Genomic DNA, 16,468 nt, shown 5'->3' on the forward strand with positions numbered 1-16,468 from the left:
GCTCCGCGAGTACTGGACTGCAGGTCGGAAGGACGTCGCGCGGTGACTGGCCGAGTGGTCCAGGCAAGACGTCGACGACGGCGGGCCGGTCGTCGCGGGGTCGAAAAGGTCGGGATTGAAGGTTTCCCGGATGAAGAGCGCCGGCTGAGCGCTGTCGGGGTCGATGATGAGGTACCACCTGGAGACGGCGGCGCGTCCGGGGCCCCACGAGTCCAGTCCGAGTCCCAGCGGATGGCGCTCATGCGGCTCGGGCAGATGCCGTCCCAGCGGAACGGCGCACGAGCGCAGCAGGTGCTCGGCCCAGGGCAGCCGGCCGAGCGGGGCCAGGACGAGGTTGCGGGAGACCTGGTGGCGCGCGACGGCGAGCGTGGTGCGGCGGACCAGGACGGGAGCCGCGGCGGGCAGGCCGAGCGGCGCGGCGGCCTCGGGGCAGGTCCGGTCCACGGCCGCGCGGGACACCTCCACGGTGTGGACGTCCACGCGCTCGTCCAGGAGGCGTTCGAGCTGGCAGGTGGTGCTGCCGGTGTGGGAGAGGAGGGCCTGGGTCCGGGGGTCGGTGAAGATCTCGACGCTGACGGACTGCGGCGTGATCGTTCGGGGCATCATGGGGAACCTCGCAGGGACGAACGTTCAGTAGAGGCTGCCGGGGATCCCGGCGTCGCGCGGTCCGAAAGGTTTGCTGTCGAGCCAGGTCCCGGCGCGGGGCAGCACCCGGGCGGCGAGGGCGGCGGCCCGCTGCGCGGCCTGGCGGTGCGGGCCGGCGGCGGTCAGGTGGGCCAGCGCCTTGCCCGCGGCCGCGCGGTTGCGCTGGGCGGCGGCCCGCCTCACCCGGTCGTACTCGGCGAGTGCGCCGAGGGCGGCCTCAGGACCGATGCCGGCTTCGACGATCGCGTCGACGGCGGCGGCCGCGTCGGCGATGCCGGAGTTGAGCCCGCGCGCGCCGAAGGGCGCGTAAAGGTGCGCGGCCTCCCCGGCCAGCAGGACCCGGCCCTTGGTGAAGGTCTCCGCGACCGCCTGGCGGAACAGGTAGTGGGAGGACCAGGTGACCTCGCAGGCGTGGCCGGACGGCAGCAGGGGCCGGAGCCAGGCGCAGGGGTCGGCGGCGAGCGCCGCGGGATCGTCACGGGCGCGGCACTGCAGGTCCACGCGGTGGCCGCCGGTGAAGGGGATGATGAGCACGTTGCGGCCCGCGGCCCGCGGATGGCGGTAGTGGAAGATCCGCTCGCCGGGCAGCGGCCGGTCGGGATCGTCGGCGATGTCCGCGACGACGAACGCGTTGCCGCCGGCGTCGCCGTCCATCAGGATGCCCAGCCGGCGCCGCACGATCGATCCGGCCCCGTCCGCCGCGACGACGAACGCGGAGTGCCACTGCCTGCCGTCGGCCGCGCGGATCAGGACGGAGGTGTCCAGGAGGGTCACGTCGTCGGCCGGCGCGCCCCAGGAGAAGCTGACGCCGGCCCGCACGGCCGCCTCGCGGAGCAGCTCTTCCACTCTGGGCTGCGGGAGGCTGACGAACGGCGCGAGCCTGGGATGCACCGGTTCGTAGCGGCGATGATGGACCCTTCGCCCGGCCCAGTACGTCCGGCGTCCCGGCCACACCAGGCCCTCCCTCACCAAGTGGTCGGCGAGGACGGGCGAGGCCGTCGCGAGGGTCTGGATCGTCTGCCGGTGCAGGAAGATCGCCCGGCTGCCGGGCTTGGGCGCGGTTTCGGGCAGCCGTTCCAGCACGTGGGCGGGCAGTCCCCGGGCGCGCGCCAGCAGGGCGGCCGACAGCCCCACCGGGCCCGCGCCCACGATGAGCGGTCCGTCGATCACGATTTGGCCCCCTCGGGCGGACGTACCCTGCTCAGCGCGGCCCGCGCGCGTGCGGGCATGGCCACCGCGAAGCCTCCGTCGACGGGTATGTCGGCCCCGGTGACGAAGGAGGCCGCCGGCGAGGCCAGCCACGTCACCACGGTCGCGACCTCGTCCGGGCTCGCCCAGCGGCCCAGCGGCACCAGGTCCAGGGCCGACTCCGACAGCGCGGGGTCGGCGACGTAGGCGCGGTTGACCGCGGTGTCGATCCACGCCGGGCTGACCGCGTTCACCCGCACCCCCTGGGGCCCGAGCTCGCCCGCGAGGGCCTGGGTGAGGTGCCGCAGGCCGGCCTTGGCCGCTCCGTAGGCGGCGATCTCGGGCCAGGGCCGGGCCACCGCGATCGACCCGATGTTGACGATGACCCCCTGGCCCCGTTCGGCCATCGCCGGCGCCAGCCGCCGGACGAAACGGAAGGCGCTGGTGAGATTGAGGTTGTGCACCCGCTCCCAGCCGTCGTCGCGGACGTCCAGCACCGACGCCTGGAAGACGGGCCCGCCCGCGTTGTTCACCAGGATGTCCACCGTGCCGAGCCGTTCCTCGACGGCGGCGCACGAGGTCTCGATCTGGGCCGCGTCGGTGACGTCGCACTCGGCCACCACGGCCCGGCGGCCGTGTGACCGTACGGTCGCGGCGACCTCGTCAAGGTCCTGGCGAGAACGCCCCAGCACGGCCACGTCCGCGCCCGCGGCGGCGAACATCCGGGCGACGGCCGCGCCGATGCCCCGCGAGGCCCCGGTGACGAGCGCGGCACGGCCGTGCAGCCGGAGCCGGTCATTCAGCGACATGCGGATGTCCTCCGGAGGTCGTCAAGGTCAGGGCACGCTTGTCGACCTTGCCGTTAGCGGTGAGCGGCAGGCCGGGGACGAGGACCACCCGGCGCGGCAGCTTGTGGGCGGCCAGCAGTGCCCGGCAGTGCCGGATGATCTCTTCGGAGGCGGGGGCGGCCCCGTGCTCCGCCACCACCCACGCGCACGGGATCTCGCCCAGGACCGGATCGGGCACCCCGGCGACCGCGACGTCACGAACCGCCGGATGCCCGCGGATGGCACGTTCCAGCTCGGCGGGGAACACCGAGTAGCCGCCGCACAGGACGACGTCCTTGATCCGGTCGACGATCCGGACGCGCCCGTCGGCGGCGATGACGCCGACGTCGCCGGTCCGCAGCCACCCGTCCACGCCGATCGCCGCGGCGGTCTGCCGGGGCGCATTCCAGTAGCCGGGGGTGACGATCGGGCCGTGCACCTGGAGTTCGCCCTGCACGCCGGGCGGCGCCACGTGCCCGCCCGCCTCCACCCGCAGCCGGACGCCGGGCAGCGCCGTTCCGGCCGTGCCGTGGCGGCCGGCCAGCTCCGGCGCGGCCAGCGTGGCCATGCCACCCAGCTCCGTCATCCCCCATCCCTCCACGTACGGGGCGCCGGTGCGGTCCTCCCAGGCCATGGCCAGCTCCTCCCCCGCGCACTGGCCGGCCGAAAGGCCGCACCGCAGCGAGCGGGGCATCCGTCCCGCCGGCTCGGACAGCAGCCGCCGGTACATCGTCGGCACGCCCGCCACCACCGTCGCCGCGTGCCGGGCCGACCGCTCCAGCATCGTCTCCACGTCGAAGCGCTCCAGCAGGATCAGGCCCGCGCCGCTGCCCAGCGCCGCGTTCATGACGTTCGTCCCATAGGTGTGCGCCAGCGGCAGCGCCGTCACCACCCGATCCCGCGGCCCGAGGCGCAGGCGTGCCGCCAGGTTGTCGCCACCCGCGCGAACCGCCCGCCGCGTCTGGATCACCCCCTTGGGCGACCCCGTCGTCCCCGAGGTGTAGGCCAGGCATGCGGCACCGGCCGGCGCCGCATGCCTGGGCCCGCGCTCCGGTGCCATCCAGTCCCGGGGGATCGCGCCGTCCGGGCAGAGCAGCACCTGGTCCGCGTACGTATCCGCCAGCGCCTCGGCCCGGTCGGCGGACACGAACAGCGCGCGCATCCCGCAGTCGCGGACCACATGGGTGATCTCCGCGACGGCCGACGCCGCGTTGAGCGGCACGCAGCACGCCTGGAGCCGGGCCAGCGCCAGGTACGTCACCACCCACTCGCAGCCGTTGGGCAGGCACAGCCCGACGAGATCGCCTCGTCCGATCCCGCAGGCCGCGAGCCTGGCCGCCCGTCCGTCCGCCAGCGCGGTCAACTCGGCACGGCTCACCGTACGATCGCTGCACACCAGCATGAGAGCGCGGTCCTGTCTCTACCGGGATCAGCTCGTCAGATCAGGTCGTCGGCGCTGGTGTAGAACTTCCGCAGGAACTCGGCGAAACTGCCCGTACTCACCTGGCCGGTCCCGCCGCCGTCCAGGTCGTCGAAGAGCTTCGTCGAGTACGTCAGCGGGAATCCGCCGGCGCTGTGGAGGCCGAGGAAGTGGTCGCGCTCGATGAGGCCGTCGTCGTCCAGGTCGCAGACGGTGGACACCGCCGCCGCGTACGCCTCGCCGTGCTCGTCGAACCAGGAGTCGGCGTGGGAGAATGCGCGATATTCCTCGAAGGTCACCTGCCCGTCCTGGTTGCGGTCGGCGGCTTCGGCCAGCCCTTCCCAGAAGAGCCGGCACCCTTCGGAAAGCGACTCGGCCTTGGGGGAGCCGGCGGGCACGCCCAGCACGCGGCAGACGCGCGAGGCGAAGAGCTCGAAGTCGGCGGACGTCAGCGTGGCGCTGCCGTTGACGTCGAGGAGGTCGAAGCGCATCCGCAGGCGGTCCGTGGCGGAAAGGGACATGGGGGTTCTCCCTTCGGTTCGTGATCCCGGTGATCACGTGATCGACTGGTCTGCCGGTCTGCCCCGACGTGGCGCCGCGACAGGTGAGGGATGGGGACCGTCGACTGGGGGTCGACAACCCTGCAACTACCCTAAGCCACGATCAGACAACCCTGTGTAGCGGATCGAGGTTGGCGGCGAAGTTGACGACGGCGGCGATGAGTAAGGTGAGGACTCATGTCGAGGTATGCGCTTGTCGCCGCGGTCGTGGCCGCGGACACGGCGCTGTTGTGGCTGGACGGGACGCAGGGGCTGCCGCTGGCCGCGTACGCCGCGGCGTACGTGCTCACCATGGCGGCGGCGGACCGCCTGCCGTTCGCGTCCTTCCTCGCGGCGCTGGCGCTGGCGGTGCTCACGGGCGCGTCGCTGGCCCTGCTCGCCTGCACCGGTTTCCAGGCCGGGCAGCGCATCTCCACCCGCCGGGACGTCGTCGTGACGGCCGGCGCCTTCACCGCGTACGTGTGCGTGCTCCTGTTGGTCGAGGAGCGCTCCCCCGGCGACCAGGATCCGTGGATCACCCTGGCCCGCGTCGCCCTGCTGACCGCGCTGCCGCTGCTGGCCGGCCGGTACATGGCCCAGGAGCGCGAGCACCTGCGCCGGGAGAAGGCCCTCGTCGCCGAGCAGGAACGGCTCCGCGAACGGCTGCGCATCGCCCACGACATGCACGACTCGCTCGGTCACCTGCTCAGCCTGGTCTCCGTGCAGGCCGCCGCGCTGGAGGTGGGCCAGTTGCCCACGGAGCAGCGGCGGGCGGTGCGCGGCCTGGCCGACACCGCACGCGCCGCCGCGGCCGAGCTGCACGAGGTGGTCAACGCGCTGCGCGGCCATGACGTCCTCGGCCTGGAGGAGATCGAGGGCCTCGTCGCACGGTCCCGGGCGGCGGGCACGTCGGTGGCGTTCGAGACGTCCGGCGAGGCCGTCCCGCTCATCGACCCGAGGGCCGCCCACGCCGCCTACCGGGTCGTCCAGGAAGGGCTGACCAACGCGGTCAAGCACGCGTCCGGCATGCCGATCACCGTGTCGCTCGACTGGCAGCCCGACGCCCTCCTGATCTCGGTGGCGAACCCGGTGCCCCATCGTCGGCCCGCTGACGGCGGCGGCGGGAGCGGCCTGCGCGGGCTGACCGAACGCGTCACCGCGGCCGGGGGCCTGCTGCGCGTCCACGCGGAGCCGCGCGAGTTCCGGCTCGTGGCGATGCTCCCGCTGGTGCCGGCCCTCGCGGGGGCCGCCGCGTGATCAGGACGCTGATCGCCGACGACGAGCCCCTCATCACCGCCGGGATCCGTACCGTCCTGGAATCGGCCGGGGACATCGAGGTGGTAGCCGTCGCGGGAGACGGACGCGAGGCGGTGCGGGCCGCCCACCGGCACCGCGTCGACGTCGCGCTCCTGGACATCGCGATGCCGGTGCTGGACGGCCTGGCCGCGGCGGCCGAGCTGACGGGGCCGCGCGTGGTGCTCCTCACCGCCTTCGGCGACGAGGCCAACGTACGGCGGGCGGTACGGCAGGGCGTGGCCGGCTTCGTCCTGAAGACGTGCACCCCGGACGAGCTGATCCGGGCGGTCCGCGCCGCTCATGCCGGGCATGCGTACCTGTCGCCGGCCGTGGCGCGCCAGGTGCTCGACATGGCGGCGCCGGGCCCCGGCCAGCGCGAACGCGACGCCGCCGGCCGGCTGGCCGCGCTCACGGCGCGCGAGGCCGACGTCCTCGCCCTGGTGGCGCAGGGCCTGTCCAACGCCGAGGTCGCCCGGCACGTCCACATGACCGAGGCCAGCGTGAAGACCTACGTCAGCCGCATCCTCGCCAAACTGAACTGCGCCAACCGGGTGCAGGCGGCCCTGCTGCTACGCGATGCGCAGCTCCCTGGCTGAGGCTCGGGGCTCAGCGTAGGTTGGCGTCGAAGTTCGCCAGGTAGGCGTTGATGAAGTGGTCGCGGACGCCGTCGCCGCCGGGCGCCAGCAGGTCGGCGGTGCGGCCCTTCAGCCGGTCGGCCAGGCCCGCCGCCAGGGGCGTCTTCTCCCGCAGCTTGCCCTTGGCGTCGAAGTAGCGTTCCTCGGCCACGTGCTGGAACAGCGGCGGGGGCGGGAGCTGGGCGACGACGTCGTTGTTGTTGACGAAGCGGAACATCCGGCCCCGGAACGCCTTGTCATAGGCGGCGGCCAGCAGCGGGCAGCAGGTGCGGGGCTGGCCGAAGGTGTAGACGCCGTCGGCGAGCAGGCTCGGGTCCTCGAAGTAGGTGCGCGCCGCCGCCAGCATGGCCAGGGCGCCGCCCAGGCTGTGCCCGGTGAACCAGAGCGACTGCCCGTCGGCGCGCCAGTTCTCCAGGGTGTCCAACATCGCCGGATGCACGACGTCCAGGGCCCGGTAGAAGCCGGAGTGGATCATGCCGGTCCCGGCGGCGTACGGCGTCAGCAGCGTGCCGGCGTCCGACAGCCAGTCACGCAGCTCCTCGGGCTGGGTGCCGCGGAACGCCACGACCATCATGCGGCCGTTGGCCGCGATGTAGGCCTGCGTGTCCACCAGCGGGAACGGCGGGGTGTGCGGCACGCGGAAAGAGGTCACCCGGTCGAAACCCCAGTCGTTCGCCGTGGCCCTGACCCGCTCCTCGTCCTTGTAGGCCAGCTCGGCGGCGTAGGCCAGGCAGCGCGCCTGCGTCAGGCTGTAGCCGGTGGCCCTGTGATCGAAGCTGATCATGGTCATGTGTCCCCCTCGCCGCTGGTGGGGGGAGTGGTGTCAGCTCACATCTACCACGCGGTGTCGGACGGGTTTGCGGTGCCACGCCCGATCCGGCGCACCCGTCCTGTCCCCGGCCGGAACGGCATGGAACGCCTCAGTCAGCACAGGCGAGACGCCGCACGGACGCGGCGCCTCGAAACACGGGGGCGGAGGAAACAAGCCCATGGAAAATCTCTTCCGATTGATGCTCACCCGGCCGGCCGTGGCCCAGGACCCGGAGACTCCCAGCATCCCGCTGGGCCAGGACACGCCGTTCCAGGAGGCGCTGCGCGAGGCCGTCGGGGCGGCCCAGCGGCGTACCGCCGTCGAAGCGGCCGCCACCGCGTACGTGGCGGGGCCGGAGTTCATCGGCGGCCCGGCGGACACCCCGCTGGGCGCCGAGCTCGACCAGCTCGCCGGACGCCTCGACGAGATGGAGGACGTCGACGTGTCCGCCTCACCGGAGATGGTGCGGCAGGCCATCGACGACGTGTTCGGGATGAGCCCGAACCAGGTGACCGGCCTGGAGGACTTCCGGAACGCCGTCAGGAGGCTCAAGGACAGCCTCGTGGCGATCAAGGTGCTGCAGGAGGAGCACGCGCGGCCCATCGAGCAGCTCGCCCGCCAGCTTCGTACGGCCGAGGTCATCGTGCGCCACGCCGACGACGACAAGTTCCCCAAGGACCTGCAGGAGCTGCGCCGCTGGCGGCGGCGCTCGCTCCGCCTGCCGTTCGACCTCGGCCTGACCTCCAGGCTGTCGACCCGCGAGGCCGAGGAGGCGGTACGGGGCCGGCGAGAGGAGGCGGTGGCCGCGCGCCGCCAGGAGGTCGACGATCTGCTGGCCCGGCACGCGGACCTGCGGACGGCGCTGGGCGAGCTGGCCCAGCTGAACGCCGAGCACTTCCACGTCACGTCCCAGACGACCAGCGCCCTCGTGCAGCCGCCGGACCAGGTACGGCTGACGAACGTGGCCACCGCGCTGAGCGCCTTCCACGGCAACCTGCGCGAGCGGGTGGCCCCGACCCCGATCATCGGCGAGGCGGAGACGGGCACGGACACGCCGGAGACCTCCGACGTGGTCAGCGCGCCGGTGGCGCAGTCCCTGCTGCAGACGCCCGCTCCCGTGCTGCGCGGCCGCACGGAGTTCCGGCCGACCCCGACGCCCGAGGTCGGGTTCGTGCTCCTGCCGACGGCCGGCGGGCAGCTGTCCGAGGCCACCCGTACGGTGCTCACCGAACGCGGCCTCGACCTGACCGCGGTGCCGCTCGACCGGCTCAGCAACCGCCTCGAAGCCGACCTGGCGGCGACGGTCAACCAGCTGGAGGCGGTCGCCGGACATCCGGTGCGGCAGTCGTTCCTGCGCGTCGGCGAGGCGCTCGTCACCGTGCAGACCCCCGTCACGACCGGCTGGGGAACGCTCGGGACCGGCGGCACCGTCCCGCTGCCGCCGATCCCGCTGGACGGCCGCGTCCCGCACACCAAGGGCGAGGTCGCCCCGGCCGGCATCGCCGACCTGCTCGTGATCAAGCAGCAGCTGACGGGCTACGAGTCGGCCGACGTCGCGCACATCGAGAACGTGCTGCGCGGCGAGCACAAGGTGCGCGACCACAGCCGCCGCGACACCACCGAGCTGATCACGATCAACGAGCAGGAGACCAACACCAGCGAGGACCGGGACCTGCAGACCACCGACCGCTTCGAGATGACCAGGGAGACCGAGCAGACGGTCAAGGAGGACGTCGCGCTCAAGGCCGGGCTGAACATCTCCGGCAGGTACGGCCCGGTCGTGGAGTTCTCCGCCAGCGCCGAGGGCTCCATCGCGCGCAGCAAGCAGGAGGCCACCCGGTCGGCCGCCACGTTCTCGCAGGACGTCACCGAACGGACCTCGCGCAAGATCGCCGAAAGGGTGCTGACCCGTACCCAGCTGACCACCACGACCGAGACCATCGAGAAGAACACCCACGAACTGGACAACACCCGCAGTTCCCAGAACGTCTCGGGCGTCTACCAGTGGGTCAACAAGGTCTACCAGGCCCAGATGTTCAACTACGGGCTGCGGGCGATGTTCGACTTCATGGTGCCCGAGCCCGCCGCCTTCCTCATCGCGGCCATGCAGCAGACCAACGCCGCCGCCCGCAACCTGATCAAGCCGCCGGACTTCCCGCTCAACCCCGGCCAGATCACCGAGAGCAACTACCAGTACTGGGTCAAGCAGACCGGCGCGACCGACGTCGCGCCGCCGCCCGAGCTGTTCAAGACCAAGTCGCTGGACTTCAAGGCCGGCGGCGGCGACAGCGACACCAACTACAACCACTCGGGCCAGATCAGCATCGACGAGGGCTACCGGGCCGTGTACGCCAGCGTGGGCGTCGTGCGCAACATCTGGGAGAGCGACAACTCCGTGGACGTCGTGGTCGGGCGGCGTACGCACCGGATGCCCGACGGCAACTGGCTGTGGACCACCGCGCTGGACGACGAACGCGACTCGGTCGCCGTGGGCATCGACACCTTCCACCTCTCGCAGGTCGCGGTGGCCGTCGAGGTCAAGTGCCAGCGCACCGACCGGGCCATGGACAAGTGGCGGCTGGAGACCCACGCCAAGCTGGAGACGGCGCACAAGGCGGCCGTGGCCGACTACGAGGAGAAACTGGCGGCGCTGCAGCTGCGGGCAGGCGTGGACATCCAGGGCCGCAACCCGGCCGCCAACCTGGCCCTCATGCAGACGGAGCTGAAGAAGAACTGCGTCAGCATCCTGACCGACCAGCACTACGACCTGTTCGACTCCATCGAGATCTCCCCCGCCAACGGGCTCCCGGAGATCAACGTGTTCGAGGCCGCCGGTGAGGGCCCGTACGTGCGCTTCTTCGAGCAGGCCTTCGAGTGGGAGCACATGACGTTCGTGACCTACCCCTACTTCTGGGGACGCAAGGACCAGTGGGAGGAGCGGCTCGGGTTCGACGACCCGGATCCGGCGTTCGCCGACTTCCTCCGCGCCGGGTTCTGCCGGGTCTCGGTGCCGGCCCGACCGGGCTTCGAGGGCGCCATCGACCACTTCCTCACCTTCGGCGAGATCTGGAACGGCGGCCCGCTGCCGACCATCTCCAACCCCCTGTACCTGCCCATCGCCGACGAGATCGCCGAGCGTCTCGACCGGCCGGGCACCGAGGTCCCGCAGGGGGACCCGTGGCTGGTGCGGGTGCCGACCTCGCTGCTGAAGCTGCGCCAGGACGACCAGCTGCCCCGCTGGGAGCAGGACTCCGACGGGGAGTGGGTCGAGGTCTAGGACATGGCAGATCCCGTCGTGCCGGCCACCCTGGCCGGCCCCCTGCTCACCGGGTACGTCGAGCCGGGAAAGGGGCGCGGCGTCCTGACCTTCCACGCCGACATCGCCGACCCGGTCCGCGGCGCCACCTTGGAGATCACGCTCACCGCGCCGCCCTGGAACCAGACCGGCCACCAGCCCTTCACCTGGCGATACCTGCCGCCCGCCGGGGAACGGACCTTCCCCGTCATCTGGCTCGCGCTCGCCCGGCAGGTCACCGTGACCACCAGACGCATGGGCGGCACGGCCGCCGACCTCCTGGGGGTGCTCGGCCCGCGCTCTCCCCTGGTCGAGATCGTCCGCCCCCAGGACGACGACCTGATCCCCCAGCCCGACCAGTCCGTCATCGAACTGTGGCGGCTGCTCCCCCAGCCGTTCACGGTCGGCCCCTTCGCCGACGACGAGGCCGGCCGCCGGGGCGACTTCTTCGCCCAGGCGATCACGGTCAACGTGACGACGAAACCGCTCGGCGTGGTCATCAGGAACGTGCTCAACGGCTACGTGGTCACCATCGACATCGACAACCGGCAGGCCGATAGGCCGGCGGCCTTCGTCTACGACATCGTCGTCCATTCGCACGAGGACGAGGACAACCTCTTCGGCGACCGCGTCGTCGTACGCGTCGTGCACACGCACAACGTGATCGTGCACGCGGCGGCCTCGCCGGACATGGCCGGGTTCATCGATGTGCAGACCCTGCGGCTGGACGACTCGTTCATCCCGCGCTTCCCGCCGCAGGGAACCGTGCTCGACGACACCACCTTCCAGCCCAAGGAGGTCGAGGTCCACTTCGCCCCGGAACACCAGGGGCTCATCTTCCTCTTCGAGCTGGCCATCCAGTTCGTCCCGTACATCAACGTCCTGTACGACCTGTCGCAGATCGCCTTCCAGCTCGCGACCGGCAAGGACTTCTGGGGCAACGAGGTGACCGGCACGCAGATCCTCGCCTACGGCGTGCTGTCGGCGCTGCCCTTCGCCAAGGCGCTGCCCCGCGCGGTCCTGCAGTCCGTACGAACCGAGCTCAAAGCGACCAAGCTCGCCAAGGTGCTCGAAGAAGACGTGATCAGCGAAGTCGGGCGCGTCGCCGAACGCGAGTTCCTCGAGGCCGTCGGGAGCATCGACGTCAAAGGCGCGACCGACCTCGCCCGGACGCTCACCCGCTTCGCGGCGGGCAAGCTCTCCATGGATCAGGTGCTCAGGCGCTTCCACGACCTCGTCGGCAACGCCTACCTGCGAGAGCTGGACCGGCGCATCGTGGAACGGCTCCTGACCGGCAACTTCAAGACCTTCCGCAACCCCCGCCTGGCGGCCGGCTTCAACGCCTTCACCAACAGGAAACTGTCCCGGGGAATCGCGCAGAGCCTCGACCCGGTCTCATGGGCGCTCAGCCAGCGGGGCAAGTCCCGCTTCATCAAAGAACTGGAGAGCGAACTCGGCACCGACTGGGCCGAAACACTCAAACGAGCCAAGCAGACCGACAGCCGGCTGCGCCGGCTCAGCGCCGCCGACATCGCACACTACGACCGGCTCGCCGGACGCGTCGAGGACTACCGGACCCTGGCCAAGCTCAACCGCGGCCGGGGCGACCTGTACGAGGTGGACCACATCCTCGAACAGCGCTTCTGGCGCAACGACCCGCGCGTGCAGACCGCGTTCAACGAAAAGGGCGAGGGCATGGCCATGGTCATCCCCAAGAACCCGGCGATCGCCGCCAAGATGCCCGGCAACGCCATCGCCTACGTCCACTCCCTCAAGACCCGCCTGCTCACCGAGCTGATCCCGAACGGACGGGAGGCGGAGTTCACCGTCCAGCAGATCTTCGACGCCCACATGTGGGTGCTGGAGTCGTTGCGGGTCGACCGCTCCGTGACGGTGGGCGATCGCCTCCTCGGCGACTTCCGCCTCCTGGCCAGGTCCCGGGGAGAACGGCTCGAACTCCGCATGCCCACCGCCGCGACCTTCACCCGGCAGGGCGGATGGCCGGTGCTCGTAGGCGTTCAATAAGGGGATTGTTGAACAATGCTACGATCGACTCCACCTCGCCCCCGCGCCCCACCGGCGAAAGGACGCCCTTGACCAGCTCCACCGACAACGCGGTGCGCACCTGCGCGATCCGGGCCCGACAGAGCTCCCCGGCTCTCGAACGCGCGACGGACGCCGACATCGACACCGCGCTACGCGGCATGGCCGAGCGGCTGCGCACCGCACGAGGCACCCTCGTCTCCGCCAACGAGGAGGATCTCGCCGCAGCCGTCTCCGCCGGAATGTCACCCGCCCTCCAGGACCGCCTGCGCCTCACCGGCGCACGGCTGGACGGCATGGCGGCGGAACTCCGCACCCTGGCGGACGTGCCGCACGAGCCCCGCGACAAGGTCCTCGAGGAACGCCCGGACCACCTGACCCTGCTGGAACGCCGCCGGCCCGTCGGCGTGATCGGCGCGAACTTCGAAGCGCGTCCCAACGTCACCCTCGACATCGCCTCCCAGTTCCTCAAATCACGCAACGCGGGCGTCCTGCGCACCGGCTCGGCCGCGTTGCGCTCGTCCCGGGCCATCGTGGAGCACGTGATCGCGCCGGCCCTCGCCGACGCCGGCCTCGACCCGGACGCCGTCCAGCTGGTGCCGAGCGAGGACCGCTCGGCGGCGTACGCGCTGGTGTCGCTGCCCGAGCTCATCCCGCTGGTCATCCTGCGCGGCAGCGGCGACAGCACCCGCGACCTCGGCCGCGAGGCCGCCCGGCACGGCGTGCGCACCCTCGCGCACGCCGACGGCGGCGGCGTCCTCTACATCCACTCGGCCGCCGACGAGGACACCGTCCACCGGCTCATCGCCGGCAGCCTCGACCGGCTGGGCGTGTGCAACCGGCTCAACCTGCTGCTCATCGACCGGTCCTGCTACGACGAGCGGCTGCCCGGCGTCCTCGAGGCCCTGGACCGCCTGGGCATCGGCGCGTCCCTGCCCCCGCACGCCCACCCGCGCGGGTACGAGTGGTCGCTCGACCCGGAGCGCGCGGCCACCGTGACCGTCGACGCCGCCGACGGCCCGCTGCACGCGGCCCGGATCGCCAACGAGGAGACCTCCGGGCTGGCGGCCGCCGTCGCGACCGAGGATCCGGCCGCCGCCGCGGAGTTCATCGACGCCTACGCCGGCTCCGGGGTGTTCTGGAACTCCACCACCCGGCTCCTCGACGGCTTCAAGCTGCTGCGGCTGCCGGAGACCGGCATCAACATCGACCGGGTGCCCGGCCCGCGCGGCCCGGTGAGCTTCCGGGACCTGTACCTGCGGCAGTACGTGGTCGTGCCGAGCGGGCGGCTCACGTCCTGACTTCGGAGGTGTGCGCGAGGATGGCGGCCGCCAGCTCCTCGTGCACCTCCGGCGGCAGCGTGTGCCCCATACCCTCGACCATCATCAACCGCGCTCCCGGGATCCCCTCGGCGATGATCGCGCCATGGCCCGGCTTGGCCGGCTCGTGGGTGCCCTCGATCACCAACGTGGGCACCTTCACCTGATCCAGCACGCCCACCGGCTCGAAATCCGGCTGAGCCATCGCGGCCAGGCGATGATTCACCACCGCGTCCAGATCCCGGGCCCGGTCATAGATGCGCTCCTGCAGCCGGCGAGCGGCGTCCTCGTCGAACGGCAACCCCGTGCCATGCAGCACCCGCTGCTCAGCGATCATCGCCTCGATCCGCTCACGCCGATCAGCCGGCGGCGGACTCGCCATCAGCCCCTGGTAGTGCGCCACGAACTCCGGCGCCGGCTCCGGCAGACTCCCCTTCGGCTGCGGCTGCCCCATCAACGCGCGCATGATCACCATGCCCTCACCCCCGCCGAGCGGCGAGGAACCGATGACGGTGAGCGAACGCACCCGCTCCGGCCGCTCCACCGCGATCAACTGCCCCAGCAGGCCACCCGCCGAATGACACACCAGATGCGCGCTCTCCAGACCATGCGCGTCCATCACCCGCAGCACATCGTCCCTGATGTCGCCCCAGGTATACGGCTCCTTCTCGAAGTCCACGGTCGCCGACCTGCCGGTGTCGCGGTGGTCGTACCGGATCACCCGACGGCCTCCGGCGGTCAGCCGGCCAACGAACTCATCCGGCCACAGGATCCCCTGCGACATCGAACCCATGACCAGCAGAATCGGCTCGTCAGCAGCGGCGCCGAACTCTTCACTCCAGATGTCCACGTTTTGCATGACTCAGAGCATGCCGCCTCCGGCCACGGGCGCCATCTGTAGAACTACCAGCCGCGCCAGATCCGTACGGGTACCGATGCCCAGCTTCGGATAGATCTTGTACAGGTGGTACTCGACCGTGCGCGGGCTCAGGAACAGCTGCGCGGCGATCTCCTTGCTGGACAGGCCGTCGGCGACCAGGCCCGCGATGCGCAGCTCCTGCGGGGTCAGCACGTCCAGCGCCGGGCCGCGGGCGGGCTCGGCGCTCTCGCCCGCCGCCCGCAGCTCGCCGTGCGCGCGCCGCGCCCACGGCTCCGCGCCCGCCCGCCGGAACGTCTCCAGCGCCGCCCGCAGATGCGGCCGCGCCTCGCCGGGCCGGTGCGCGCGGCGCAGCCGCTCGCCCAGCAGCAGGGCGGTCCTGGCCGCCTCGTACGGGTTCGCGTGCAGCCGCAGCGCCTCCTCCAGCTCCTTTTCCGGCAACTCCTTTTCCGGCAACTCCTTCTCCGGGCCGGCGCCGACCAGGGCGCGGCACCGGGTCAGCAGGGCGCGCGACTCCGCGGTGGCCGCCTGTGCCGACCAGCGCTCGAACGCCTCCAGCGCCGCCCGCGCCGCCTCCAGGTCGCCCGCGCCCACGGCCGCCTCGATGCGATCCGGCGCCGAGCGCCACACCACCGTCGGATGCCCGGCCCCCGGACCCGCGGCCGTGATCGCGGTGAACCGGTCGTGCGCCGCGGCGAAACGGCCCGTCCCCAGGTCCAGCATGGCCAGCGCGTACGCGGCCACGCCCGCGCGCAGGCCCACCCGGTGCGGGATCGCGATGGCCAGCGCCTCCTGGGCGTGCCTACGGCACGTCTCCTCCTCGCCACGCAGCGCCGCCAGCACCGCGAGGTTGGCCAGGTGCGCGGCCACCGTGTTGGCGTACCCGGCCTCGCGGGCCAGCTCCAGCCCCTCCTCGGAGATGGCCTGGCTCTCCGCCAGCCGCCCGGCGATCCGCTCGCCGGTGGCCACGAACTCCAGCACCACCGGCAGCTGCCCCACCATCCCCGACACCCTGGCCACCCGGCCCGCCCGGACTGCCAGGTCGGCCGCCAGATCGGCCTCGCCCAGGTAACTGGCCGCCGCCGTCGCCCACAGGAACCCGGCCGCCTCCGTCAGCTCCCCGGTCCTGCCCAGCGCCCGCCTGAGCATCCCGTGCCCGGTGCCGTCGGAGAGCATCAGGCCGATGCCGGTCAGCACGTCGCGCAGGAACCCCTCGGGGAAGGCCGCGGCCCGCCGGCCGATCTCGGCGATGGCGGCGGTGTCGCCCACGTACGAGGCCGCCTCGGCGGCGTCGGCCAGCATGTCCAGGCTGTCGCCCGTGGCCAGGATCCGCACCGCCTCGGCGGCGCTTCCGGAGTTCAGCTCGAACCTGCCCCGCAGCTGGGCGATCTCCATCTCCAGCGCGCGGTCCCCGCCCGCGTGGTCGCGGGCCTCGGCCAGCAGGGACTCCGCCTGCCCCGGACGGCCACCGAGCCAGGCGGCCATGGCGGCGTCCTTGAGCCTGACCGCCCGGGTGTGCGGCGCCGGGGTCAGCTCGGCGGCCCTGGCCAGGGCGGTGGCGGCGTCGCCGTAC

Annotated in this window: 13 protein-coding genes; 5 read left to right on the forward strand and 8 right to left on the reverse strand. The window is 72.2% G+C overall.

The window, feature by feature from the left end; genetic code table 11:
- The 5 genes from ACWEPL_RS62110 to ACWEPL_RS62130 form a co-directional block, all read right to left on the reverse strand.
- Positions 1-606 (reverse strand): hypothetical protein (locus tag ACWEPL_RS62110; protein ID WP_452442298.1); only part of this gene is annotated, 606 nt, incomplete at its 3' end.
- Between the two features lie 24 nt (positions 607-630).
- On the reverse strand, positions 631-1,815 hold the full coding sequence (locus ACWEPL_RS62115) for an FAD-dependent oxidoreductase (protein ID WP_452442299.1): 1,185 nt from the start codon (positions 1,813-1,815) through the stop codon (positions 631-633).
- Positions 1,812-2,642 carry an SDR family NAD(P)-dependent oxidoreductase gene (locus ACWEPL_RS62120; RefSeq protein WP_363968274.1) on the reverse strand — a complete coding sequence of 277 codons (831 nt, stop codon included), beginning with the start codon at positions 2,640-2,642 and terminating at the stop codon, positions 1,812-1,814. Before ACWEPL_RS62120 ends, ACWEPL_RS62115 begins: the two co-directional genes overlap by 4 nt.
- Entirely contained in the window at positions 2,629-4,062 is a 1,434-nt protein-coding gene (locus ACWEPL_RS62125; protein ID WP_452442300.1) for a class I adenylate-forming enzyme family protein, read from the reverse strand. Before ACWEPL_RS62125 ends, ACWEPL_RS62120 begins: the two co-directional genes overlap by 14 nt.
- Before the next feature lie 35 nt (positions 4,063-4,097).
- A complete protein-coding gene (locus ACWEPL_RS62130) occupies positions 4,098-4,601 on the reverse strand; it encodes an EF-hand domain-containing protein (protein WP_452442301.1) in 504 nt (167 codons plus the stop codon).
- Between the two features lie 216 nt (positions 4,602-4,817).
- On the opposite strand from ACWEPL_RS62130, the gene ACWEPL_RS62135 reads away from it, so the two are divergent.
- Together ACWEPL_RS62135 and ACWEPL_RS62140 are read left to right on the forward strand one after the other, a co-directional pair.
- Positions 4,818-5,876 carry a sensor histidine kinase gene (locus ACWEPL_RS62135; protein WP_452442302.1) on the forward strand — a complete coding sequence of 353 codons (1,059 nt, stop codon included), beginning with the start codon at positions 4,818-4,820 and terminating at the stop codon, positions 5,874-5,876.
- Positions 5,873-6,511, forward strand: coding sequence for a response regulator transcription factor (locus tag ACWEPL_RS62140; RefSeq protein ID WP_363968281.1), 639 nt, complete (start codon positions 5,873-5,875; stop codon positions 6,509-6,511). The genes ACWEPL_RS62135 and ACWEPL_RS62140 overlap by 4 nt, the downstream gene beginning before the upstream one ends.
- Before the next feature lie 10 nt (positions 6,512-6,521).
- Here the strand turns inward: ACWEPL_RS62140 and ACWEPL_RS62145 are convergent, their stop codons facing one another.
- The gene (locus tag ACWEPL_RS62145) at positions 6,522-7,340 is read right to left on the reverse strand and encodes a lipase family protein (protein ID WP_452442303.1); all 819 of its coding nucleotides are present in this window, start codon (positions 7,338-7,340) and stop codon (positions 6,522-6,524) included.
- A 199-nt stretch (positions 7,341-7,539) separates the two neighbouring features.
- Here ACWEPL_RS62145 and ACWEPL_RS62150 point away from each other — a divergent pair, with 199 nt between their 5' ends.
- From ACWEPL_RS62150 to ACWEPL_RS62160, 3 genes are all read left to right on the forward strand, one after another.
- Positions 7,540-10,638 (forward strand): hypothetical protein, encoded by a 3,099-nt coding sequence (locus ACWEPL_RS62150; RefSeq protein ID WP_452442304.1) that lies wholly within the window; start codon positions 7,540-7,542, stop codon positions 10,636-10,638.
- 3 nt (positions 10,639-10,641) lie between these two features.
- Positions 10,642-12,681 carry a hypothetical protein gene (locus tag ACWEPL_RS62155; RefSeq protein WP_363968287.1) on the forward strand — a complete coding sequence of 680 codons (2,040 nt, stop codon included), beginning with the start codon at positions 10,642-10,644 and terminating at the stop codon, positions 12,679-12,681.
- 68 nt (positions 12,682-12,749) lie between these two features.
- Entirely contained in the window at positions 12,750-14,000 is a 1,251-nt protein-coding gene (locus ACWEPL_RS62160; RefSeq protein WP_452442305.1) for an aldehyde dehydrogenase family protein, read from the forward strand.
- On the opposite strand, the gene ACWEPL_RS62165 is transcribed toward ACWEPL_RS62160, so the two are convergent.
- Entirely contained in the window at positions 13,990-14,877 is an 888-nt protein-coding gene (locus ACWEPL_RS62165) for an alpha/beta fold hydrolase (protein WP_452442306.1), read from the reverse strand. The genes ACWEPL_RS62160 and ACWEPL_RS62165 overlap by 11 nt on opposite strands.
- Before the next feature lie 3 nt (positions 14,878-14,880).
- On the reverse strand, positions 14,881-16,468 hold a 1,588-nt coding region (locus ACWEPL_RS62170; protein ID WP_452442307.1), incomplete at its 5' end, for a LuxR C-terminal-related transcriptional regulator.

This window comes from Nonomuraea sp. NPDC004186 (assembly GCF_053603495.1).